General features: G+C 35.5%; 28 protein-coding genes and 1 riboswitch. Of the genes, 13 read left to right on the top strand and 15 right to left on the bottom strand.

Annotation, left to right across the window (positions count from 1 at the left end; all coding sequences use genetic code 11):
* Nucleotides 1-4: 4 nt before the first annotated feature.
* Genes DFQ03_RS08840 through DFQ03_RS08830 form a run of 3 tightly spaced genes read left to right on the top strand, consistent with a single transcriptional unit; the run spans nucleotide 5 to nucleotide 2,026 of the window.
* Nucleotides 5-454, top strand: a complete 450-nt coding sequence (locus DFQ03_RS08840) for a 3-hydroxyacyl-ACP dehydratase FabZ family protein (protein WP_133672812.1) — start codon at nucleotides 5-7, stop codon at nucleotides 452-454.
* Entirely contained in the window at nucleotides 447-1,724 is a 1,278-nt protein-coding gene (locus tag DFQ03_RS08835; RefSeq protein ID WP_133672811.1) for a beta-ketoacyl-[acyl-carrier-protein] synthase family protein, read from the top strand. Before DFQ03_RS08840 ends, DFQ03_RS08835 begins: the two co-directional genes overlap by 8 nt.
* A gap of 47 nt (nucleotides 1,725-1,771) precedes the next feature.
* Nucleotides 1,772-2,026: an acyl carrier protein gene (locus tag DFQ03_RS08830; protein WP_133672810.1), complete on the top strand. Its 255-nt coding sequence runs from the start codon at nucleotides 1,772-1,774 to the stop codon at nucleotides 2,024-2,026.
* Between the two features lie 24 nt (nucleotides 2,027-2,050).
* Here DFQ03_RS08830 and DFQ03_RS08825 read toward each other — a convergent pair whose 3' ends face one another.
* Nucleotides 2,051-2,989, bottom strand: coding sequence for a TerC family protein (locus DFQ03_RS08825; protein WP_133672809.1), 939 nt, complete (start codon nucleotides 2,987-2,989; stop codon nucleotides 2,051-2,053).
* Between the two features lie 424 nt (nucleotides 2,990-3,413).
* Between DFQ03_RS08825 and DFQ03_RS08820 the strand changes: the two genes are divergently transcribed.
* Nucleotides 3,414-3,755: a hypothetical protein gene (locus DFQ03_RS08820; RefSeq protein ID WP_133672808.1), complete on the top strand. Its 342-nt coding sequence runs from the start codon at nucleotides 3,414-3,416 to the stop codon at nucleotides 3,753-3,755.
* A gap of 12 nt (nucleotides 3,756-3,767) precedes the next feature.
* Here the strand turns inward: DFQ03_RS08820 and hpf are convergent, their stop codons facing one another.
* Entirely contained in the window at nucleotides 3,768-4,070 is a 303-nt protein-coding gene (gene hpf, locus DFQ03_RS08815; protein WP_133672807.1) for a ribosome hibernation-promoting factor, HPF/YfiA family, read from the bottom strand.
* Between the two features lie 233 nt (nucleotides 4,071-4,303).
* On the opposite strand from hpf, the gene DFQ03_RS08810 reads away from it, so the two are divergent.
* The 3 genes from DFQ03_RS08810 to DFQ03_RS08800 all read left to right on the top strand — a co-directional run bounded on the left by DFQ03_RS08810 (nucleotide 4,304) and on the right by DFQ03_RS08800 (nucleotide 5,678).
* Nucleotides 4,304-4,636: a hypothetical protein gene (locus tag DFQ03_RS08810; protein WP_133672806.1), complete on the top strand. Its 333-nt coding sequence runs from the start codon at nucleotides 4,304-4,306 to the stop codon at nucleotides 4,634-4,636.
* 117 nt (nucleotides 4,637-4,753) lie between these two features.
* On the top strand, nucleotides 4,754-5,080 hold the full coding sequence (locus DFQ03_RS08805) for a hypothetical protein (RefSeq protein ID WP_133672805.1): 327 nt from the start codon (nucleotides 4,754-4,756) through the stop codon (nucleotides 5,078-5,080).
* 55 nt (nucleotides 5,081-5,135) lie between these two features.
* Complete coding sequence (locus DFQ03_RS08800; RefSeq protein ID WP_133672804.1) at nucleotides 5,136-5,678, top strand: DUF4251 domain-containing protein; 543 nt, start codon at nucleotides 5,136-5,138, stop codon at nucleotides 5,676-5,678.
* Nucleotides 5,679-5,708: 30 nt separating this feature from the next.
* Here DFQ03_RS08800 and DFQ03_RS08795 read toward each other — a convergent pair whose 3' ends face one another.
* Nucleotides 5,709-7,217 carry a TolB family protein gene (locus DFQ03_RS08795; protein ID WP_133672803.1) on the bottom strand — a complete coding sequence of 503 codons (1,509 nt, stop codon included), beginning with the start codon at nucleotides 7,215-7,217 and terminating at the stop codon, nucleotides 5,709-5,711.
* Between the two features lie 252 nt (nucleotides 7,218-7,469).
* Here DFQ03_RS08795 and DFQ03_RS08790 point away from each other — a divergent pair, with 252 nt between their 5' ends.
* From DFQ03_RS08790 to DFQ03_RS08780, 3 genes are all read left to right on the top strand, one after another.
* Complete coding sequence (locus DFQ03_RS08790) at nucleotides 7,470-7,898, top strand: FKBP-type peptidyl-prolyl cis-trans isomerase (protein WP_133672802.1); 429 nt, start codon at nucleotides 7,470-7,472, stop codon at nucleotides 7,896-7,898.
* 91 nt (nucleotides 7,899-7,989) lie between these two features.
* Complete coding sequence (locus DFQ03_RS08785; RefSeq protein ID WP_133672801.1) at nucleotides 7,990-8,496, top strand: peroxiredoxin family protein; 507 nt, start codon at nucleotides 7,990-7,992, stop codon at nucleotides 8,494-8,496.
* Nucleotides 8,497-8,516: 20 nt separating this feature from the next.
* A complete protein-coding gene (locus DFQ03_RS08780; RefSeq protein ID WP_243834463.1) occupies nucleotides 8,517-9,737 on the top strand; it encodes a hypothetical protein in 1,221 nt (406 codons plus the stop codon).
* On the opposite strand, the gene DFQ03_RS08775 is transcribed toward DFQ03_RS08780, so the two are convergent.
* Nucleotides 9,730-10,194, bottom strand: a complete 465-nt coding sequence (locus DFQ03_RS08775) for an FKBP-type peptidyl-prolyl cis-trans isomerase (protein ID WP_133672799.1) — start codon at nucleotides 10,192-10,194, stop codon at nucleotides 9,730-9,732. The two genes, DFQ03_RS08780 and DFQ03_RS08775, sit on opposite strands and share 8 nt — an antisense overlap.
* Nucleotides 10,195-10,720: 526 nt before the next feature.
* Between DFQ03_RS08775 and DFQ03_RS08765 the strand changes: the two genes are divergently transcribed.
* The gene (locus DFQ03_RS08765; protein ID WP_133672798.1) at nucleotides 10,721-10,915 is read left to right on the top strand and encodes a cold-shock protein; all 195 of its coding nucleotides are present in this window, start codon (nucleotides 10,721-10,723) and stop codon (nucleotides 10,913-10,915) included.
* 311 nt (nucleotides 10,916-11,226) lie between these two features.
* On the opposite strand, the gene DFQ03_RS19250 is transcribed toward DFQ03_RS08765, so the two are convergent.
* From DFQ03_RS19250 to DFQ03_RS08715, 11 genes are all read right to left on the bottom strand, one after another.
* Nucleotides 11,227-11,382 (bottom strand): helix-turn-helix domain-containing protein, encoded by a 156-nt coding sequence (locus tag DFQ03_RS19250; RefSeq protein ID WP_133672797.1) that lies wholly within the window; start codon nucleotides 11,380-11,382, stop codon nucleotides 11,227-11,229.
* A gap of 192 nt (nucleotides 11,383-11,574) precedes the next feature.
* On the bottom strand, nucleotides 11,575-12,174 hold the full coding sequence (locus DFQ03_RS08755) for a DUF6642 family protein (RefSeq protein WP_133672796.1): 600 nt from the start codon (nucleotides 12,172-12,174) through the stop codon (nucleotides 11,575-11,577).
* A 130-nt stretch (nucleotides 12,175-12,304) separates the two neighbouring features.
* Nucleotides 12,305-12,880, bottom strand: coding sequence for a hypothetical protein (locus tag DFQ03_RS08750; RefSeq protein ID WP_133672795.1), 576 nt, complete (start codon nucleotides 12,878-12,880; stop codon nucleotides 12,305-12,307).
* Nucleotides 12,881-12,900: 20 nt separating this feature from the next.
* The gene (locus DFQ03_RS08745) at nucleotides 12,901-13,632 is read right to left on the bottom strand and encodes an NAD(P)-dependent oxidoreductase (protein WP_133672794.1); all 732 of its coding nucleotides are present in this window, start codon (nucleotides 13,630-13,632) and stop codon (nucleotides 12,901-12,903) included.
* Between the two features lie 127 nt (nucleotides 13,633-13,759).
* Nucleotides 13,760-14,809 (bottom strand): serine hydrolase domain-containing protein, encoded by a 1,050-nt coding sequence (locus tag DFQ03_RS08740; RefSeq protein WP_133672793.1) that lies wholly within the window; start codon nucleotides 14,807-14,809, stop codon nucleotides 13,760-13,762.
* Nucleotides 14,796-14,939 (bottom strand): hypothetical protein, encoded by a 144-nt coding sequence (locus DFQ03_RS18800; protein ID WP_166637454.1) that lies wholly within the window; start codon nucleotides 14,937-14,939, stop codon nucleotides 14,796-14,798. Before DFQ03_RS18800 ends, DFQ03_RS08740 begins: the two co-directional genes overlap by 14 nt.
* 109 nt (nucleotides 14,940-15,048) lie before the next feature.
* Nucleotides 15,049-15,813 carry a phosphoribosyltransferase family protein gene (locus DFQ03_RS08735; protein WP_133672792.1) on the bottom strand — a complete coding sequence of 255 codons (765 nt, stop codon included), beginning with the start codon at nucleotides 15,811-15,813 and terminating at the stop codon, nucleotides 15,049-15,051.
* Between the two features lie 3 nt (nucleotides 15,814-15,816).
* Nucleotides 15,817-16,818, bottom strand: coding sequence for a hypothetical protein (locus tag DFQ03_RS08730; protein ID WP_243834462.1), 1,002 nt, complete (start codon nucleotides 16,816-16,818; stop codon nucleotides 15,817-15,819).
* A gap of 12 nt (nucleotides 16,819-16,830) precedes the next feature.
* Entirely contained in the window at nucleotides 16,831-18,285 is a 1,455-nt protein-coding gene (locus DFQ03_RS08725; protein ID WP_133672791.1) for a nicotinate phosphoribosyltransferase, read from the bottom strand.
* Between the two features lie 10 nt (nucleotides 18,286-18,295).
* Entirely contained in the window at nucleotides 18,296-18,733 is a 438-nt protein-coding gene (locus tag DFQ03_RS08720) for a nucleoside 2-deoxyribosyltransferase domain-containing protein (protein ID WP_133672790.1), read from the bottom strand.
* 98 nt (nucleotides 18,734-18,831) lie between these two features.
* Nucleotides 18,832-19,506, bottom strand: coding sequence for an NUDIX hydrolase (locus tag DFQ03_RS08715; RefSeq protein WP_133672789.1), 675 nt, complete (start codon nucleotides 19,504-19,506; stop codon nucleotides 18,832-18,834).
* 203 nt (nucleotides 19,507-19,709) lie between these two features.
* A riboswitch (TPP riboswitch) is annotated at nucleotides 19,710-19,803 on the top strand.
* 105 nt (nucleotides 19,804-19,908) lie between these two features.
* On the opposite strand from DFQ03_RS08715, the gene thiS reads away from it, so the two are divergent.
* Entirely contained in the window at nucleotides 19,909-20,112 is a 204-nt protein-coding gene (thiS, locus tag DFQ03_RS08710; protein WP_036158226.1) for a sulfur carrier protein ThiS, read from the top strand.
* A gap of 36 nt (nucleotides 20,113-20,148) precedes the next feature.
* Entirely contained in the window at nucleotides 20,149-20,790 is a 642-nt protein-coding gene (locus tag DFQ03_RS08705; protein WP_133672788.1) for a thiamine phosphate synthase, read from the top strand.
* The last annotated feature ends 14 nt before the right edge of the window (nucleotides 20,791-20,804 follow it).

Below are 20,804 nucleotides of genomic sequence, written 5' to 3'. Positions count from 1 at the left end.
GGTGATGAAAGAATCTTATAATTGGATAATGAATCAACTGCCCTATACAGCGCCATTTCTGTTTGTTGATGAGATTCAGTATGTAAATGACAAAGGCGTTGAAGGTAGTTATCGTTTTTCGCCAGATGCAGATTTTTACAAAGGGCATTTTAAGAATAATCCCGTAACACCGGGAGTGATATTAACCGAATGCTGTGCGCAAATTGGTCTGGTTTGTTTGGGTATTTATCTATTAGGTCAAAAGACTGCATTAGAAAATTTAGGCATTGGTATGAGCAGCTCTGAAATGGAATTTCTGTTGCCTGTATTTCCAGGTGAACGCGTTACCGTGGTTTCTGAGCTTGCCTACTTTCGATTTCAGAAACTAAAATGTGAAGTAAAAATGTATAACAAAGATGATAAATTGGTCTGTAAAGGGGTTTTAGCAGGCATGATAGGTGTTGTAAATGAATAGACGTGTAGTTATTACAGGCTTAGGGGTATGTGCTCCAAATGGCGTAGGTCTCACCGATTTTACATCTGCTTTGCTGGAAGGCAAAAGCGGACTACGGCATCAGCCAAATCTTGAGAAGCTAGGTTTTGGTTGTCAGGTTGCTGGTGAGCCATTGGTGAAAGACAATCTTATCGATAACTATTTTACCCCATTAGAGCGCAGAGGCTTAAATGCTACGGGAATTGTATATGGAGTAATTGCGGGAGTAGATGCATGGAAAGATGCTGGTTTAGAAAAGAATACGACCGATGAACCAAGCTGGGACCGGGGAATTATTTTTGGTACGGGTATACTCGGCGTCGATAAATTTAGAGAAGCCATTCATTTAATAGATGAAGGTAATGTTCGTAGACTTGGTAGTACTTCGGTAATACAAACCATGGCAAGCGGCATAAGTGCCTATTTAGGCGGTTTATTAGGCTGCGGAAATCAAGTAACCACAAATTCCGCAGCATGCACCACGGGTACTGAGGGAATTATCATGGCATATGAACGTATACGTCAAGGTAAAGCCGAAATTATGCTAACCGGTAGTTGTAGTGATAGTGGTCCCTATGTATGGGGCGGTTTTGATGCCATGCGTATATTACCTAGAGCGTATAATGACAATCCTACCAAGGCAAGTAGACCTATGAGTGCCACTGCAGCGGGATTCATTCCTGGTAGTGGTGCAGGAGCATTGGTGCTGGAGTCCTTAGGAAGTGCCCAAAAACGAGGTGCACATATTTATGCCGAAGTACTTGGAGGTGAAATTAATAGCGGCGGACAAATAGGAGAAGGCTCTATGACTGCACCCAATAGTATTGCAGTGCAACGTTGCATACGAAATGCAATGACTAATGCAGGTGTTGAAGCTTCGGACATTGATGTTATTAATGGTCATTTAACGGCAACAACGAAAGACGGATTAGAAATTGAAAACTGGAGTATGGCGCTTGGTAGAAAGTATGATAATTTTCCGTATATCAATTCATTTAAGGGTTCGGTAGGTCATTGTTTGGCAGCAGCAGGTAGCATTGAAAGCGTTGCCACAGTATTGCAGTTTAAGGAGCAAGTTGTTTTTAAAAACATGAACTGTGACGATATACATCCTGAGATTTCCAAGTTGATTTCTGATTCCTGTATTCCGAGGGAAACAACAAATCATGCTCCGAAAGTAATCGCAAAAGCAAGTTTCGGATTCGGAGATGTAAATGCTTGTGTTATATTTAAGGCGATTTCAAAAGAATAATTTAAAAAGTATAATAATACCAAAAGGTATTTTAATTGAATTTGTATATGCTTAACGAGGAAAAATACCAGAAACTAAAAGAAATAATAAAAATCTATCTTCCCGAAGACGTAGCGGTTACTGACATTGATCAAGATAGTCACTTCATGAACAACTTAAATATCAATTCTGCAAATCTTGTAGATATTGTATTAGATGTAGAAGATGCCTTTGATATTCGCCTTGAAAATGATGACATGGATCAAATGCAAACAGTCAATGATGCCATGGCGATTATCGACGCCAAACTAGCAGAGAAGTAACATCTAAAAATAACAACTTAAGAACTACTCTTTGTCCTTAATTAATATTGAAGCTAAAATTCCCGATACCAACGCTACTGAAATAACAGTTAAAGAAACCCATTCCGGTAAATGTATGTAATGGGAGAATAACATTTTTAGTCCTACAAAAGCAAGAATAACTACTAAACTGTAATTGATATACTTAAATTTTTCTAGCATTCTAGAAATTAAAAAATACATAGAACGCAGTCCTAAGATAGCTAAGATATTAGAGGTGAACACTATAAAAGGATCTGCTGTAATTGCTAAAATTGCAGGTATACTATCTAGAGCGAATAGAATATCGGTAAGTTCAATAACAATTAGTGCTACAAATAGGGGAGTAGCCGCATTGAGTCCCATTCTTTTTACAAAAAAATCATGACCGTGCATGGTAGAGGTTACTGGGTATATTTTCTTGATCTGTTTAAATACGAAAGAGTTTTGAGGATCAAAGTCATCATCATCACCTTTAAGCATATTAAATGCGGTGTACAATAAAAACACACCGAACACATAAATAATCCACTCAAATTTAGTGATAAGGGCAACTCCGAAAAATATCATTAAAGCCCTGAAAACGATAGCTCCAAGAATACCCCAAAACAAAACGCGGTGTTGGTATAATGGCGGTATCTTAAATGATGAGAATATTACGGCGATTACAAAAACGTTGTCTACACTTAGTGAAAGCTCAATAAGATACCCTGTAATATATTTTAGAACGGCATCGTTTGGCGTTAGTCCCGTTGGGTTGGCAATAATTTCTGCACTGAACAACCAATAGATAACACCACTAAAGGCAAATGCGACGGATACAAAAATAGCCGTCCAGATTCCTGCTTCTTTAGATTTAATTACATGTTCATCTTTATGAAAAACACCTAAATCTAATGCAAGAAATATAAGTACAAAAGCAATAAAGACAATCCAGACTATCATAAAGAATTTTTCAAGATGCAAAGGTATTAAAAATTGACTTTACCTATTTCAATTCTTTGAAATGTTGTTGAATTGGCAATCAATTTACTAGTGAATTCTTTTTATAATGCAAATTTGTATCATTATCCCTTTATAGTTGGATGTTTTAGCTCAAAATAGTAACCTAAAAAAATGGAATATGAAATTAGCGTGCATCCCTGTTTAAAAACAGAGGTTGACAACATTATTAAAATAAAAGGGTAATGGCGTATTTGATTTTAAAATTTGTGATACCCTGAAAATCAATATAGTTGTGTGCCAATTTTTGGCTTATTGTATAAAATAGATAAAAAAGTATTTTTATCCGATGAACTACTTTTTAATTTAATAATTAAGAGAATATCTAATTTTTTGTTTTAATTTTAAAGTAGAACAAGCTATTAAAATGAAAAATCTAACCCTTTTTTGTGGGTTTTTGTTATGCTTTATTTTGAGCATACCAACAATCCAAGCACAAGATTCTTTGAAATTAGAGGCTAAAGTAAAGCAGCGAATGCTTTTAAATCAGTTTGAATCTGATTATGTCTTGACAGCTTCTGAACGCATTGCGTTAAAGCAAAGTCGTATCACATATCAATATAGAATGAAAGCGTTGTTAGATTCTATCGATATATCTGATGCTAAAAGAAAACGTATATTACAAGAATTGAAGAAGAACCCTTTTTCTGAGCGGGTTCAAACCGTGATTGCCAATCACACGGTTTCTGATGATAATATAAAACAATAAAAAAAATGCAGTCTAATGAGACTGCATTTTTGCTTTTCTTTTTTCCAATTGTCGTTGTAAATCTTCTATAGATGAAGCAATTGCAGCTTCAAAACTACTAGAAGACGACTGCGCAAACAGGCGAGGACCTGGTGCACTTAAGCGTATGTTACACACCATACCCGAATCGGGGGAAGAGGTATTCTCCTTTTTAAAGAAAACATCGGATCTAACTATAAAATCGAATTTATCCAATAGTTTCTCTAATTTCTCAGCAGCCATTATCTCTAATCGATTGCTAGCTTTTACATCGTCGTATTCAAAATTGATATTCATAGGCTAAAAGTTTAGTTTAAGATACTCATTTCAATGATGCATTACAATTAAAAAAATCTTAATACTTATAGTTCTCTGAGTTAAGGTTGTTTAATCGTTTTGTTTCCATACCGTTAGCTAAAATGAGCTTATTTAAAAGTAAAGTTAAACTTACACAAACATAGTTCAAAAATGCCATGATTTTTTTAACTTGAGGTAAAATTCCCACATTTTTATTTTTAAATTCTACTGGTATGGAAAATGTAAAGGATAAATCTACTTGTTTAGGAAAATTGGAACGGTGTAAAAACACTATTCAACATTTTAAAATTAGAGTAGATTCTTATTTATATGAACCTACTACTGTCGCTTTGTTTGAAACTAAAGTGTTTTTAAAAAATAAAATTTCTAAACTTTCTGAGGCCAATAAGAAATTATTGGAATACTTAAGGTCGACAAAAGAAGTATTACCTGAGCAATACAAAATGGTCAATTTTCATATTCGGGAAACGTCTGAACTGGAATTTGATTTTATGGAGTATACCTTAAAATTTAGAAAACCGGTCAATGTAAGACAACCCGTTTAAATACCTATTTCTTAGGTAATTGGTAAAAGTCGGTATTATTTCTCTATAACATTCATGTATATAAATCATTTCAAAAAAATGTTACTATTTTAGACATAGAACATTAATGAATTTGACATGAAAATTTTTACGCGGCTAGCTATTTGCTGCACCTTTTTCTGTACAGCTATGTTGTACTCACAATCCAAAGAATCTACTGTTACAAAACCGAATGAAGAAGATGAAGGTCCGGTAATGTTTCAATTTGAACCTAATTATGAAACAGCAGTGATGCTTCAAAGAGCTGCCTTACAAGAAAAAATTAGAGGGTTGGACACCCTAGATATTTCTGACCGTAAACGTCATCGATTAATCAAGGCATTATACAAAGAATCTAGAAACGTCAACTTTAAAAAGTCAGTATTAGTAAATACCGAATTTGAAGAAGAAGAGTTTGATGATTAAACTTCATTTTTTGGCATAGATTTCGTAGCTTATTAGGTGATTAAAAATAGCACCTATGAGAACTTCACTTATCATTATATTTGCATTCAGTGTTTTGCTAGGTTGTTCCTCTTCAAAAACGGCAATTAGCGATTCGCATGCTATACACGGTTTGGTAGCATCAAAACAAATAGAATTTACGGCAACATCTGCCAACCCCACCGTCACTCAAAGTTTAAATTCAATTGCGAATAGCGGTCTTTTACCGCCTGGTAGTAACATTTCACGAATAGACCTAACTGGTAACAATAATTATTTGAAGATTTTTGGAGATAGCGTTTCGGCCAACTTACCTTATTATGGAGAACGCCAATTTGGTGGTGGTTATGGTTCTGCTACAGGCATTGAGTTTAACGGACTACCAGATAACTATACGCAAGAGTTCAATAGCAATAAGCAAAAGTATACCATAAGTTTTCAGATTTCTGATACCTCTGATCAGTATACTGTTTATATGGATATTTTTCCCAACCGATCGAGTAACGTTTCTGTTAATATGGCAAATAGAAATGCTATTCAGTTTAGTGGAACTATAAGCTCTTTAACTATTGACAACTAAAGTTCTTCATAACCTAAGTTGATTTATTGTTTAATAACTACCTGTATTGGTTATAAATGCTATTTTCTTGCTATCTGGTGACCAGCTTGGTACATTAATACTTCCTTGACCACCATAAATATGTGCAATAACTTTTGGTTTTCCTCCATTAATGGGCATAATGCGTAACATACAATGCTTGTAGAAAGGATGCTCATTCGGATTGATATCTTTCGGAAATGAAATAAAGACAATCCATTTTTGATCCGGACTCACATGAGGAAACCAATCATTATATTCATCAAAAGTTAATTGCGTTTGCTTTTTACCATTGACCTTCATTCTATACAATTGCATAGTGCCAGATCGAACGGAATTGAAAAAGATAAACTTACCGTTCTTGGTATATTCTGCACCATCATCTAAAGTTTCGAAATCCGTTAACTGTTCTTCTTTTCCTGACTTTACATTGACGGAAAATATGTTATATGCTCCATTTCTTTCTCCTGTAAATAACATCTCCTTGTTGTTTGGAGACCATCCGTGAAGGTATGAGGCGCCTACACTTGGTTTGGTAACCATTGTCGGATTAGAGCTTCCATCGGCAGGTAGATAATATAAGGCAGAAGAACCGTTGTCTTTTTGGTTGTGATGGCTAATTCCTAAAAGTTTACCATCAAAAGTTAAAACATGGTCATTATTATTTTTTACTGCAAAACCGGTATTAAGCGGAGTAATGAAGTTTGTTGTCAAATCATAATTATACAAATGACCTTTAGAATTGTAAATCAATTTTTTTCCATCGACCGTCCAATTGGGAGCTTGTATAGAGTGTGAAGAATGATGAATTATCTCTCGCTCACCAGACGCTACATCCATCAATTCTAAATTACTGCCAATGTAATCTCTATATGGTTTATAGTCATCTTTAACCGGTTTTATGATTCGTACATTACTAAAAGTGGCACTTTCTAGCACCTTTGGGTTATGAGAACATACATATAGACCTACATACACCTCATTATCCAGATCCATATCCGTTAATTGTATGCTCGTAAGCTCCTCACCAAATTTAGCCGTAGACATAATATAGGTGGTCCCTCTGCGCTCTAACTGAATAATGGTTGGTGAGTTGTCAGGTGATTTGATTTCTTCTGTAAGCCCGTCTACAGTTTTACGATACTGTAATGATGTTAATCCGTCACCATGTGTACTTGCGTTTACATGGGCAGCGTTATCATCGAGATTATTTTTAATTATCCATCCGGCTTTTCGGTGAGGATCAGCCCCTTTTCCATCAAAATGCACCGTTGTCCGCAATATAAAATCTCCTTGAATAGTGGTCCAAACATAATTGAATTCATCTGAGCTGAACCACATATTGGTGCCAGCTCCGCTAATACTATAGGTTTGCTCATCAGAATTAAAAGTTGCTGTGCCTTTGACTTTAGGATCGCCAATATTTGTATTTGCATCAAAAATACCTATCGTGTGTTGCGCGTTTAATGGAATGGTCAAAAATGTTAGAAGAACTGTAATGAAGAGAGAATGTGCTTTCATGTTGCGAAGTTGAAAAGTTGATGGTTTGCTAAATATTAGATAAGGTGGTTTTATTGATTCATCTTAAATGATAGCAATTAAGGTACTAATTTTTGGCTTCAGTAGGTTGAGATCAAATGGTTTGCACATAAATACTTGAATATTATGTTAACAAGAGGCTAAAATGGGAAGGTTTTGTCATAATCTTCGTTATTCCCTATTGAGAATAATACCTTTGCGGCTTAATTAAGTGAAATAGTAGAAATCAATAGCATGAGTAAAGTAAAAGCAGATAGTCAGGTAAAAGTACATTACACAGGTAAATTAAGTAATGGTCAAATATTTGATAGTTCAGTAGATAGAGAGCCTTTAGATGTAAAATTAGGACAAGGTAGTTTGATACCAGGTTTTGAAAAGGGATTGTTGGACATGGAAGCAAACGATAAGAAGACTATCGTTATCGCTAAAGAAGATGCCTATGGTGAAAAGCAAAAAGAGCTTTTTCAAACTGTACAAAAATCAGATTTACCACAAGATATGGAGCCAAAAGTAGATATGGCACTTATGGCAACAAATGCTGATGGTAGTGAAAGACAATTACGTGTTGCAGAAGTAAACGAAAATGATATCGTTGTAGATGCGAACCACCCATTAGCTGGTGAAGATTTAACCTTCGAATTAGAATTGGTTGAAGTTCAATAAGACGTAAGTTAGTATATAGAAAACCGCTTAATAGGCGGTTTTTTTATGTCTAAGAATGTCGGTTTCATGGTACTTAATATTATATTTGAATATGCATTTAAGAATAGTATATATATTGATTTTAGGGCTTGTATTTGTTGGTTGTAAAGAAGAAAAAACCAAGACAGTTACACCCGTAGTCATCGAATCTGTTGTCGAAAAAGTTGCTACTTCAACCTATGAAGATTTAAAAGGTAATCCCATAGAATTAAGCGATTACAAGGGTAAACGTGTGTTATTGAGCTATTGGGCTACCTGGTGCAGGCCGTGCATCGAAGAAATGCCAGATATGGAGAAAGCACAAACTATTCTAGAAAAAGAAAACTATGTATTTCTATTTGCATCTGATCAGTCGGTAAAGAAGATAATGGCTTTTAAAGAAGCACGCGGTTTTCAGTTAGATTTTATAAAATTCAATGGCATGTATGCCGAAAAAAATGTGAGTGCCTTGCCGGCAACATTTATATATAATGAAGTAGGGGAGCAGGTATTACGTTTTGATGGCGGATTGAAGTGGGATAGTCCTGAAATGATTGAAAAACTTAGAGCGGTACAATAATGGGTTTAAATTCTAATTTCTTGTTACTTGTAATAGCATGTAGCGTGATGCTAAGTTGCAAAGAAACACCTAAAAGTATAAAGTCGGAAGCACCGGTGAGCGTAGTCGAGAATATGATTTCTCCTGCAGACGCTTCAAGTGCATTACCACATTTGATGTCGAATAAAGATGTTGCTTTACTTTCATGGGTAGAAACCCTAAATGATACCGTGGCAACAATGCGATTTTCCCAATTGATTGATGGCGAATGGCAAGAAGCACAACATATTTTGAGTGGCACGGATTGGTTTGTGAATTGGGCAGATTACTCTATGATTACCGAGAACAATGGTAACTTATGGTCTCACGTTTTAAAAAAATCTACCGAGGGTACATATTCGTATGATGTAAAAATGAACGTAAAACCTAAGGGTGCAGCGAATTGGACAGCCGATTTGGATCTGCATACCGATGGTACGCCGACCGAACATGGCTTTGTAAGTGTAGTGCCTTATACTAACAATTTCTTTGTCAATTGGCTAGATGGTAGAAATACCGTAGAAAATGAAGCAGGAGAACGCGGAGCGATGACCTTACGTGGCGCTGTGATATCTACTACAGGCGAATTGTTAGAAGAATATGAACTGGATAATAGCACTTGCGATTGCTGCCAAACCACTGGGGCAATAACAGATAACGGTCCGGTTGTGATCTATCGAGACCGATCAGACGATGAAGTTCGCGATATTAGTATTGTGCGCCAAGTAGAAGGGGAGTGGACGGCACCTAAAGTAATACATGAAGATGATTGGCAGATTAAAGGGTGTCCGGTAAACGGACCAAAAGTAGAGGCTTTGGGTAATAATTTGGTGGTAGCATGGTTTACAGGAGCCTCGAATAAACAAAAGGTACAAATCGCTTTTTCTTCAGATGGGGGAGCGGAATTCTCTGATCCGGTTTTAGTTGCCGAAGGTTCAATTATGGGACGTGTAGATGTGCTATGGATGGATGAAGATCAAGCTGTTGTAAGTTGGATGGAAGCCAATAATAAAATCGCTTTATTCAAGGCGATGGTTGTACATAAAGATGGAACAATTTCCAATGAACAATTGATTACCGAAATGTCAGATTCACGAAAATCGGGATTCCCTCAAATGGAAATAGTGGAAGAAACCCTATATTTTGCATGGACCGAGCAAGTTGGTGCAGTTACGCAAGTACAAACAGCAAAGATGTCGGTCGATGCGTTTTCGATTAATTAACCGAAATCAATTCAATATCAAAAACCAACACAGAACCACCAGGTATACCATTAAAATCAAAACTACCATAAGCTAAGTGAGAAGGAATCAATAATACGCCATTTCCTCCTTCATTGAACAGGGGAATACCTTCTGTCCAACCGGCGATAACCTGATCAAGACCAATAGATAGTCCGTCAGTGCTTTGGTCAAAAACGGTACCATTTAAAAAATATCCTCTGTAAGCAACTGTAACATTAGAAGAAGCAGATGGTTTTGCACCGTCACCTTGGTTTTCAATAATGTAATGTAAACCAGAAGCTGTGGTTTGCGACTCGAGTTCGTTAGCAGTTAAATATGCATTTATCTCTTCTTCATTGATAGCGGTATAATCAATAGCTTCAAGAGGTGTTGTTTTATCATCAGAACCACAAGAAATCATAGTAGTTACAAGAAGAAGTAAGGTAATGTATTTCATTATATTTTTTTTGGAAAGATAGTTTTTGCTCAAGAAACATGCAGCTATTTAAGATGCATTTAACCATTGTAATGAATAATAGGGTATATCAATTATGCGATAAAGGTGTTAACCGAAAAACGGACGCTACAATTTTTGTAAAGGTATTTTTGAAATTTTATGGCATGAGATTGCGATTCAAAAATAACGGCTTCTGTAATGCTGTTCGCTAAAACAAGATGCCCAATAAGGTATTCTACGTAGTAGGTATTGTTTTCAGAAAGAAGAACAAAATTTGGTTTGGTCGTCACACTAGTTATTTTACGATACTAAAATAAAGCATTTATTTATGTGATCCTAATTTTTTTGAGTTTCCTTGTTAAATGGGTGTTCTATTGCGTTTGTTGATTTTCTTTTTGCCATTCAGCAAGCAGGTTAGATTACCTTGATGGTGTTTTTATTTGGAATAGAATTATACTAGTTTCAATTCTTGGCATCATAGTTGCTTCTCATATAGTAATTATTAATATCAAATTATATTACATTTATGAGTACAGGAACAGTAAAATTCTTCAACGATGCTAAAGGCTTCGGATTTATTACAGAAGAAGGTTCAACGAGCGATCATTTCGTTCACATTTCAGGATTAGTTGACGAGATTCGCGAAGGCGATGAAGTTGAATTCGAACTAACCCAAGGAAAAAAAGGTTTAAACGCAGTTAACGTTAGAGTTATAGAATAAACTTCAGAAAGTCCGTCAGCAATGACGGACTTTTTTTTTGGTAATGGCTTCATACAAACCATTCTAATAAAATCTAATTATTAAACAAAGAACCGCTCAGAAATGAGCGGTTTTTTTGTTCTCTAGGCTTTGTTCTTTGGATGATTTTAAATTTATGCAAGACGAAGTGATAGTGGAGTATTAAAAAGTCTATTTTACATAATATAAATTATGATTCAGAATTAGAATCATAATTTGACGTTATATCAAATAGCGAAAAGTTATTAAATAATTCCTTTCAAAATGTGCTAGTATAAACAGGAAATTTATGATTAGATGAATATTTTTCGAAACTCGCGTGGTGTACAATTGTTAATTCGCTTAAATGCTAAATTGAAACGACTTATAGAGTTGAAGCCACATTCATAAGAAATATTGGTTGTGCTTTTATCGGTTGAAATCAATTTACGCTGAGCTTGGGTAATCATTGGGTCGATGACCTGGGCGGCTTAACCATATCTAAATGGAAAAACGACTTTCAAGCGGAATTTAAAATTCGAGCAGACTGGTGTGTTGAGTATTTTTTACCGTTTGATATGTCTAATAGAAGTATACATTGAAATCTTGATAAATAATATAATCAGACTCTTGGTAATTATTCTTCCTATTTCATTTTTGTTTTAATAATACAACCTAAAATCAAGTAATTTACAGACATTGTAATGTCTTTGGTGTAGCTCTTCTACGACCTCAAACATATCATCATCTTCTTTAAATAAATTAAAGAACGCTTTGTCAAGATTTGCGCTGCTTACTCCGTTATATGCATTACCGTACCCAGAGACGGCTTTGGCGTTGGTAATATCTAGAAAATATTGGGCTTCATCTTCGTCTAAATCAAGAATTTTAGCATTGGAAAAATGTAGGATCTTTCCTTTTAAGCGACCTTCAAAAATTTCGGCAATTTCTTGTAACGTATAGTAGTAGTCGTTTAAACAGATGCTATTTGCTTCGCCATGCATTACTAAATAAATAATCTCATAATCCTTAAAATTATGGTCATCTAATACCAGTGCATTAAGGCTATCTTCTAATCCTTCGATGGTATCACAAGTTTTATAGATACTTGCAATGCCATATTTCATAACTAGTTGCTCCAAGCTTTGCTGTGCCTCGGTTAACTGTTCAGTTTCTATGTCATCAACCCCTTCTAAACAGTATATGAAATGGTCTTCATCCGTTAATTGTTCTTGGGGTAATTGTCGTCTTTTTTCTAGCAAGTTTTTGAATTATTTGGGGTGCATGAATTACAAAATTACAGTAATGTACTTACTCTTTTTAGCGTTTTCGGGTTAAATATGGTTTGTAATAAATAGTGCTTCCCTCCTACTGATAGCCATTGGGGTTTTGTTATTGCTGAAAATTTTTGCTATTAGATTTCAGCTTTCGAAAACCCAATACAACCAAGACGACTATTAAAACTAAAAAATAAATACTGGTAGCACTACTTTTAATAACTGAAAATAAGCTTGTGATATGTACAGAAGTCTCTGTAACGGTTGGGAAGGCATTCAGCATAGTAACAATACCAATGTTTTCAATATAATCTGCTATACCGGCAATTATAGGCAATAGACACAGATATAAATAATTAGGGTTTAGTTTGGGTAGTTTCGTGAGGAAATAAGCCAGTACTGCTGCATAAGAAATACCAAAGAGTAATGGGTAAATCATATCTACAGGAATTTGTTTGGTAAGATACGTTTGGCGGCCGATATGGCCTAGTGTATGAAAAAGGTTGTTTACATACTCTAAATCATATCCTGCGGGCATCATATCTAATAATTGCAATCCGTTCGAGAAGGCCATCGTTTCCGGAATGGTAACTAAAAGCATATACGCATAAACGATATTGGTGAGTAGAAAAAGCACTAGAACCTTCTTTCCGGAATGTTGTTTTTCTAACTGTTTTATGAATCTTTCCATCTTACTATTATGCTATTTAATTAATTGTCTTGCGATGAACTATAGATAACCGGCATTTGCCCCTTCCACTTATCCCATAGGTTATCGTCATTAATGAGATCAGCCATAAAATGGGCAACATTAATACGGCTTACTTTACCGGCATTAAATATGGCGCTACGTGTAGGTGAAGGATAAATTTTATAATCGCTAACCTGGTCTTCATTTATTAATCCGTCTGGTCTAACAGCTACCCATTCAATGGCTTTATTGTTTTGACCAATTTGTATTCTTAAATAATCTGCCGCCTTTTCATTATCTACATGAGGAGGAAGTAATAAGCGAAGCAGACCTATGACACATTTTTGTGCAAAAGAAATACGTTCGTCCAAATCACGATTTCGATTCCCGGTCGTATTCATTAGAACAAACTTTGTAGTGCGTTCTAATTTATTAGATTTTATGGCATTGCATAGGCGTTTTGTAGCATCGGTAACCAGTTTTCTGGGTTGACCATAGATACCCTTCCAGGTTAAATTATGCCCTAGGCACGATGCTACTGCATCGCAATCATTTACTATTACCCTCATTTCATTTTCGCTTAGGTCAAGAATGCTAGCTACAATAATTTGTAGATGATCATTGTTCTTCCATGATTCAGGTAGCTTATGGGGAGAACGTACAACAACTTTTACGAAGTGTTGTTTCAAAAGAAGTTGCGCTACCAATTGACTACCTGTGGCACCACTGGCGCCGACTACTAAAACTTTCATACTGATTTGATTGATTGATTGATTGATTGATTGATTGATGGTTTGCCTGTAAGACGACGTAAAACTATACTTGTTACAGAATTGTATGTCTATATATTTAATTTTAAGTTAGTTATAATATTTTTGGCTATTTTCCTTTACGTAGTATTTTAACCACTCTGCTATGGGTTATTTCTAATAAGTTCCATTGATAGCCTTCAAAATCTGTCGTATTCATAAATTGCACGATCACGGCATCAATATCTTTATGGTATTCTGCCAAACATTGGTAACCAGCAGCTAAGCCTCCATGATTAAATTCATAAAGTGAGGTGTAGATTTCCATTTCTTGTTCATTGAGTAAAGAGCCGTCGTTCAATGCTCTTACGAATTTACCAACATCTTCTGCGGTAGCCAACATCATACCGTAATCTTCATTTTTAAAATCTTTATCTATTCCTACATAATAACCACTCATAACATCTTCAATATTTACTTCGTTGATAGATCCGTAAGTATTGTTAAGTCCTAGCGGTATTAAGATTTCCTTTTTGAAATAATCTTGTCGGCTTCCACCAGTAACTTTTTCTATAATTCGGGAGAGTAGTAAGTAATTGGTATTGGAGTAGCCATAATCTTTGTTGGGTTCAAAGTTAGCTGGTAAATCCAATGCATATTTAAGCACATCTACATCGGTGTTCGGTTGGTTTTTCCAATACTCAGGATTATCCGTGAAATTGGGAATACCGCTTCGGTGCTGTACCATCATTCTCAACGTAATTTTACCGGCATTTTCAACTCTATCCGAAAGCTCAGGAAAATAATCGGTAAGCGGTTTATCTAAAGATATTCGGTTTTCATTGGCTAATCTTGTAATAGCAACAGCAACATATAACTTACTTATACTTGCAATTTTGAATAAAGCGTTTGGTTTGGCAGGTATTAGTTTTGCGCTATCGTGGTAACCGGCGGTATAGATAGCCGGTGGCTTACCAGCTTCATCAACGTAGACAATGACACCATCAAATCCGTATCCTAAGGTTTGATCTACTTGCTCTTGTACCGTATTCGGTAATGGTAAAATCCATGCTTTCACTAAGATCCACGGTACAAACCATAAAGAAATGAAGGTACTAGCAAATAATATGATTCTGAAAATCTGTTTTTTCTTACTGGTTTTTGGTTTAGTATTTTCCATTTTTCTGTCCCGTTGATGTAATTGATGATGCAAACTTATATGGAATCAAGATAACATTAAATTGAGGATTACCGAATTGTAATTTATTGAGGATGAATTGAACAATGTTTGCTTCATTATAGTTCATCATACTCTTGAACTTTGCAATTAAAAGTGGGAAGCATCAATGCGATTCAAAACCTTCATGAATAAAAAATAGCGCGGTAATGCGCTATTTTTTATTTACTGTATTCAATTTTTTACAAGCCCTCTAACTTGAACTGCGTTACAAAATCATCATCAATATCTTTGTAGCTATTGGTGCAATATATATGGTCAATCGATTCTTTTAATTCATCAAATCCATAGTTGAATTGGGCGTGGGTAACATATAAATAAACCTTTGCGGCACCTTGTTTTTTTAATGCTTCCGCCAAAAATTTGAATGTTCTGCCTCCATCGGCTAGATCATCAACAATAAGGCATTGTTTGTCCTTTACATCACCTTGTATACTAATCACCGGAGCGCCATCTACCCGTACTTTATTGGACGGTACTAAATCGGCATTCAGCTTTTCGGCAATTTCATGGGTTGTTTTATACGCACCGGCATCGGGACTCACCAAAACCGGATTTCCAATTTCGTTAAAAGCTTTTTCAACATAATCCACATGCGATATTTTCTCGGCATTATGTATTAGCGCCAATGAAATAGGACTATGAGGGTGTAAGATGGCAACGGAGTCAAACTTCATGTCATTGATAAACTTGCAAATGATTTTTAAATCGAACGACTCTCCTTTATTGAATCGCCTATCTGATCGTTGCCCAATAAGGCAAAATATAGTCAGTTTGGCTGTGGCTGTTTTGTTGGTTGAATTTTCAGCATCCCAAGCTTCTTTAATGGCAGCAGCTCTGAACAAATCTTCATAACTGTTCCCTCTTATTTTAATATGAATATCTCCGCTTTCGGTAATTTTAGCGGCTACTTGTCCGTCTTTAAATTTTTTAATTTCGTATTTCATATTCTAATTCTTAATGTTGAAATTATGTATTTCTTGTTTCAATATCTCATTCGAGCTTCCGTAACTGACTATACTCAGATCTAAAGGAGTATTTCTGAATTTCTCTAGTGTTTTAAACAGTGATTCTAATATCCAATCTAAATCATTACCAAAAGCCCCACCTCCTACTAAAGTTAAAAATACCTTATTTGACTTGTTGTTTTTAAGATTTAACATTGCCGTGTATAAAGTGGCTTCATAGGTAGCTTCCAAAATAATTCTGGCAAAATTCTCCCAATAATAGGATTCGATATGCGAATAAGCTACAGGCAATGCAGAGCAATATATTTGAGATACAATTTGTTTTTCATCCGTTAGGGTTACTTCAGTATTCCATTGTATTCCCACCTTTAATTTACCTTTTAAATACTCTCTTTGAGTATCTGTAAAGCTTCCTATTTGTTTATTAATGGCAAGCAAGCCTTTTTGACTTAATACCGCATAACCGTTGGTCATACTCCATAGCTGAAGCTCTTGATTATGAAGTTCTTTACCTATAGCATCTAAACAATCAATCTGATATGCACCTGTTTGTCCGATTTGACCCCCAATAGGCACAAAATAGTTTCTGTATATGGTACCTGCACCACAAGCTATGGCACATGCGGGACCTTGGGTAAAGTCATTTTCGTAAATGCCAACTCCCGCTTTAGGCGAAACCTCAGGACCGACCATTTCTAAAAGATTAAATTGAGAGGCGGCTTGAAAAAGAGCATTTGCATTATTTTGGTTACAATGTACCTCTTGAATATCGGCTACCAGTTCTGAGACCTTTAATTCATCAGAAATGTCCAAAGGTATATCCTGCTCTCTTAATTCTTCTAAAGAAGAAATATCTAGTTTTCCGAATTGATAGGATCTATTATTGATTTTTGAAATCAAATACTGTCCGTGAATGATGATATTATCACGTACATTTTTAGGAGATAACTCTGCAAACCCTGTCAATTCTTCAAACCACATCATATTCAGCTACTTTTAAAGATTCGTATTAATACGTTCTCGTATCTCCTGTATATTTACTTGGTTCACAAATTGTCCATCTTCGTAGATAACTTGTAGCTCGCCCGTGTTTTCCTCTTTAGGCGTCACTTGGTCTACCAATACATATTCGCCGTTTTGTAATTCTACTTTTACCAATCCTTTAGCAGATTTTTTAACTCCGTCATCGGTAATAGGATCTTTAAAAATTTCTCTTCGTTCACCATTTACCACTACAGAAGTTGCTTTCATAGCAAAACCAAAAGTATCTCTTGTATTGAACTGATAGGTAAATGAACCAATGCCAAGCACCACGTTAGTAGTAGCAAAGCCTTTATCGCTTAAGCGTTGACATATAGCCTCTGCCCTTTCTGTGGTTATACTGTCACCATAAATAGCACCTATGTGACTATCCAATACTTTGTACCCCTGTTCGTTTACGGTACCTCCAAAAATATCCCAAAGTAGCTCCACTACCCCTTTATCTTTAGGCGTGTTACTACCAAGCTCACGAGACTCGCCACAAATGATATCAACAGGATCTCCGCTATCTGGTCTGATCACTAATTTACCATCTCTTGATAATACCTCTTCTTTAAGTTTAGGAAGGTAATCTGTCAGTACTTTCCATAAATCCCAAGTATCGCTAACTACAGATAAAATTCCCGTTGGGTATGTATCCATTAAAGCTCTAAACGTACCTATTTCATCATCTTTAGTGCCGGCACACATAACCGAGTGTTCTGTAGCATTTACAGAACCAACTACAAAACCTTCAGCCTTGTAATAGTTACGTAGGCTACTGATAACAGGTAAAGTATCTGAACCTAAGAATACAGATGCATGCCCCATACCCGATGAAATGGCACTTTGCAAACCACCCATACCTCTCATGGAGAAATCGTGCCCTTGAAAATCGATAAAAGCCAAATTTTCCTTATCGGTCTGTAAGGTCCATTTTTTAAAAATTCTTTTGTAACATAAAGCAATAGAAGCCGATGTCATAGGTTGCCATAGCATGGTAGATAAAATGGTTTCTAAGAAATTAGTAATCCAGTAGAATTTTTTATCTGTGTTTACTACGGTTACCATAGGTGCTCTAATAGGAACTTCTACCCCTTCTACTATTGATTTTACTTTAATAGGCAAGTATTGAAGGTCATGCAATTCTTCATAATGAGTAACATCATAATCTGTACCTAAATAAAGTGATAACTCTTCTTTCAATTCATTACAAACCTGAGCTTTTGGCTTAGAAAAGAAGTTGTCCTGAAAGTAATCATGCAACCATTGAAAAACATATTGCTGCCCAAAAGAAACTACTTTGTCGCATCCTTTTGGTGCATATTTATTACTCCTTGGGGTCCAGTTAGAATAAACTTCTTCTGTTCCCTTTGGGTATTGTTGGTGGTGTCCTGTTTTATATCCGTCTGTTAGTAGTAATCCGTTCATAATCTTTAATTTATAGGCTGTTTATCAACAGTGTTTTCGCTTCTGTGATGTTATTAAATATTGGAGTGTTATACTTTTCGCATAAAGTATGTATATAACCACTTTTGTAAAATTCTTTCGGACAAATAACAATGAGCTTGTTAGAGGTTACATACATACCCAGTTCTACTAAAGAAATAGGTGATTGCGCATTGGGCAGAAAATTAAGTAAAATTATATCCGATAGTTCTAAGGCATCTAACTCCCAAGTTACATGATGCTTCATTTGTTCACTATTTAGATTATCATGATTCATGTTTGTTGGGTCAAAGATGTCCATTGCTCTAAACTCGGCAATAGCTTTTGTTCTCCAACTCCCCTCTTGTTTAGGATCCATACTACCTGCTAGAAAAATAGAACGTTGGTTACGTTTATTTATTGGTAGTATGTCGTTAGGTGTATACATCATATAAATCAATTTGCGTAATTATAACGCAAATATAAAATATAATTTGAGTATATAAAGAATTATTTGTGTTTATTTTACACAAACTATAAATTAGAACTTTAAATTTCGAAGATGATACCCTCTTTTTTTAGCTTGAAGTACCTGTTTTTATTAAACATAAAGAGGTTTGCAGGTCTGCCAGAACCTTTAGAAACTTTTTCATCTAATTCATCCAAAACATTTAAACCCAGCATTTTTTTTCGAAAGTTACGCCTGTCGATCTCCCTCCCTAAAACAGCAGCATACAATTTTTCTAAATCAGAAAACGGAAATTTGGTGTCCAATAATTCAAAGCCGATAGGTTCATACGTGATTTTTGCCTGTAATCTAGTAATGGCAAGTTTTAGAATTTCGGCATGGTCAAAAGAAAGTTCTGGGAGTTTGTTAATGGTAAACCATTGCGCCTCTTCTGCATCGGTAGAAGCAGCAAGTTTAAAAGCACTTGGTTTTATTAATCCGAAATATGCAACGGATACTACTCTATTTCTAGGGTCTCTTTCTGGATTCCCAAAGGTATATAGTTGTTCTAAGTAATTAATTTTAATACCTGTTTCTTCCTTTAGCTCCCTCTCTACTGCTTCTTCCAACGACTCTGAGTCTAAAACGAATCCGCCGGGTATTGCCCATTTTCCTTTAAAAGGGTCATATTTTCTCCTGATGAGTAACACGGATATGGTTTCAGATTCATACCCAAAAACTACGGCGTCTACAGAAAGCTTGATCGATTGTTGCATACAATGCGTATATTTTACGCTAATATATGAAAGTTTGTAGAATTAGAATGAAGTATTTTATGTGGATCACACTACCCTATTCAATAATCTTATCAGGATAGGTCTTGTTCTTAGACTTTGTTCAATGTGGACGACAGAAAATAAAATAATCAATCAATACTACTTTCAGAATCATATCTCACGTCAAATTATTAATTTAGCGATGTAAACTTTAGGAGTAGCTATTTCATAGTTTGAGAAATATCCTTAGAACCTGATTTGATTAAGATCAACGTAGGGAAAAGTTAACAGGATCACCCCCCTGAACTTTCCGTTTTTCAATCCATTAGATCAATTCTTTCTGTTTACACCGAAACCCATATCAATGTTGCGTTTTGCATTTTTGATCAATTAATGAAGCAGATGATACACATAAAAGTAAACGACGCCCCTAAGAAAATAGCAGAAACTACTACGCTAGAGGAAATCATTAAAGAACTGGACATTTCTGTGAACGGTATAGCAGTTGCCGTAAATGAAAACATCGTCTCTAAAGCAACATGGGGAAATAAAACGTTAACCGAAAATGATGAGGTACTGATTATTAGGGCTACACAAGGAGGTTAAAGAAAATAGAACTGCTAACCGTACAAACCAAAACAAATGATTGTAGTAATAGCACCGGAAAAAGATATACCCAATGAGATAGCTATTTTACATGAGCTGTTTCAAGAGGGCTTGGAGTATTATCATTTGAGGAAACCATTTAAAGACTATCAAGAACATTGTGATTACTTAGATGGTATCGATAAAAAATACCATGATAGAATTGTGGTGCACTTACATCATACACTGATAAATAGTTACAATCTAAAAGGATTGCATTTTCAAGAGCAAAAGCGAATAGATCATATTGATAACCCTGGGCAGTATTTTAAAAAGTTCGATATGTATGGTAAAACCATAAGCTCCTCTTTTCACAATCCAAAAGTATTGGAAGCATGCGAGTTCGAATTTGATTACCATTTGCTGAGTCCTGTATTTTCATCTATCTCTAAAAAAGGATATGAAGGGAAAGGTTTCGACGTCAACGCTATTGACAAATTCATAGTGGGTATGGGCGGTATTACCGATAAGACCATACCGGAAACCTTGCAATTAGGTTTTAAGGGTATTGGCATTTTAGGCGGAATTTGGAATATGGAAAATCCGATAAAAAGCTTTTTGGAAATACAGAAACAATATGAACGATCATGGAACGAACAGCGAAAAACATCGCTAAGAAATACAACAAAAGACATTTAAGTTAAAGAAATTAT

It is taken from the genome of Maribacter caenipelagi (genome assembly GCF_004364175.1).
GTDB lineage: Bacteria > Bacteroidota > Bacteroidia > Flavobacteriales > Flavobacteriaceae > Maribacter > Maribacter caenipelagi.
This window is presented reverse-complemented; position numbering and strand designations above follow the sequence as displayed.

Coding starts and splice junctions, on each gene's coding strand:
- DFQ03_RS08715 (WP_133672789.1), bottom strand. CDS start 19,506: ATGCAACAATCGATCAAGCTTTCTGTAGACGCCGTAGTTTTTGGGTAT.
- DFQ03_RS08785 (WP_133672801.1), top strand. CDS start 7,990: ATGCATTTAAGAATAGTATATATATTGATTTTAGGGCTTGTATTTGTT.
- DFQ03_RS08720 (WP_133672790.1), bottom strand. CDS start 18,733: ATGATGTATACACCTAACGACATACTACCAATAAATAAACGTAACCAA.
- DFQ03_RS08745 (WP_133672794.1), bottom strand. CDS start 13,632: ATGAAAGTTTTAGTAGTCGGCGCCAGTGGTGCCACAGGTAGTCAATTG.
- DFQ03_RS08830 (WP_133672810.1), top strand. CDS start 1,772: ATGCTTAACGAGGAAAAATACCAGAAACTAAAAGAAATAATAAAAATC.
- DFQ03_RS18800 (WP_166637454.1), bottom strand. CDS start 14,939: ATGATGAACTATAATGAAGCAAACATTGTTCAATTCATCCTCAATAAA.
- DFQ03_RS08765 (WP_133672798.1), top strand. CDS start 10,721: ATGAGTACAGGAACAGTAAAATTCTTCAACGATGCTAAAGGCTTCGGA.
- DFQ03_RS08725 (WP_133672791.1), bottom strand. CDS start 18,285: ATGAACGGATTACTACTAACAGACGGATATAAAACAGGACACCACCAA.
- DFQ03_RS08705 (WP_133672788.1), top strand. CDS start 20,149: ATGATTGTAGTAATAGCACCGGAAAAAGATATACCCAATGAGATAGCT.
- DFQ03_RS08735 (WP_133672792.1), bottom strand. CDS start 15,813: ATGAAATACGAAATTAAAAAATTTAAAGACGGACAAGTAGCCGCTAAA.
- DFQ03_RS08775 (WP_133672799.1), bottom strand. CDS start 10,194: ATGAAATACATTACCTTACTTCTTCTTGTAACTACTATGATTTCTTGT.
- thiS (WP_036158226.1), top strand. CDS start 19,909: ATGATACACATAAAAGTAAACGACGCCCCTAAGAAAATAGCAGAAACT.
- DFQ03_RS08840 (WP_133672812.1), top strand. CDS start 5: ATGAAAGAATCTTATAATTGGATAATGAATCAACTGCCCTATACAGCG.
- DFQ03_RS08825 (WP_133672809.1), bottom strand. CDS start 2,989: ATGATAGTCTGGATTGTCTTTATTGCTTTTGTACTTATATTTCTTGCA.
- DFQ03_RS08740 (WP_133672793.1), bottom strand. CDS start 14,809: ATGGAAAATACTAAACCAAAAACCAGTAAGAAAAAACAGATTTTCAGA.
- DFQ03_RS19250 (WP_133672797.1), bottom strand. CDS start 11,382: ATGATTACCCAAGCTCAGCGTAAATTGATTTCAACCGATAAAAGCACA.
- hpf (WP_133672807.1), bottom strand. CDS start 4,070: ATGAATATCAATTTTGAATACGACGATGTAAAAGCTAGCAATCGATTA.
- DFQ03_RS08790 (WP_133672802.1), top strand. CDS start 7,470: ATGAGTAAAGTAAAAGCAGATAGTCAGGTAAAAGTACATTACACAGGT.
- DFQ03_RS08820 (WP_133672808.1), top strand. CDS start 3,414: ATGAAAAATCTAACCCTTTTTTGTGGGTTTTTGTTATGCTTTATTTTG.
- DFQ03_RS08795 (WP_133672803.1), bottom strand. CDS start 7,217: ATGAAAGCACATTCTCTCTTCATTACAGTTCTTCTAACATTTTTGACC.
- DFQ03_RS08800 (WP_133672804.1), top strand. CDS start 5,136: ATGAGAACTTCACTTATCATTATATTTGCATTCAGTGTTTTGCTAGGT.
- DFQ03_RS08805 (WP_133672805.1), top strand. CDS start 4,754: ATGAAAATTTTTACGCGGCTAGCTATTTGCTGCACCTTTTTCTGTACA.
- DFQ03_RS08810 (WP_133672806.1), top strand. CDS start 4,304: ATGGAAAATGTAAAGGATAAATCTACTTGTTTAGGAAAATTGGAACGG.
- DFQ03_RS08750 (WP_133672795.1), bottom strand. CDS start 12,880: ATGGAAAGATTCATAAAACAGTTAGAAAAACAACATTCCGGAAAGAAG.
- DFQ03_RS08730 (WP_243834462.1), bottom strand. CDS start 16,818: ATGATGTGGTTTGAAGAATTGACAGGGTTTGCAGAGTTATCTCCTAAA.
- DFQ03_RS08835 (WP_133672811.1), top strand. CDS start 447: ATGAATAGACGTGTAGTTATTACAGGCTTAGGGGTATGTGCTCCAAAT.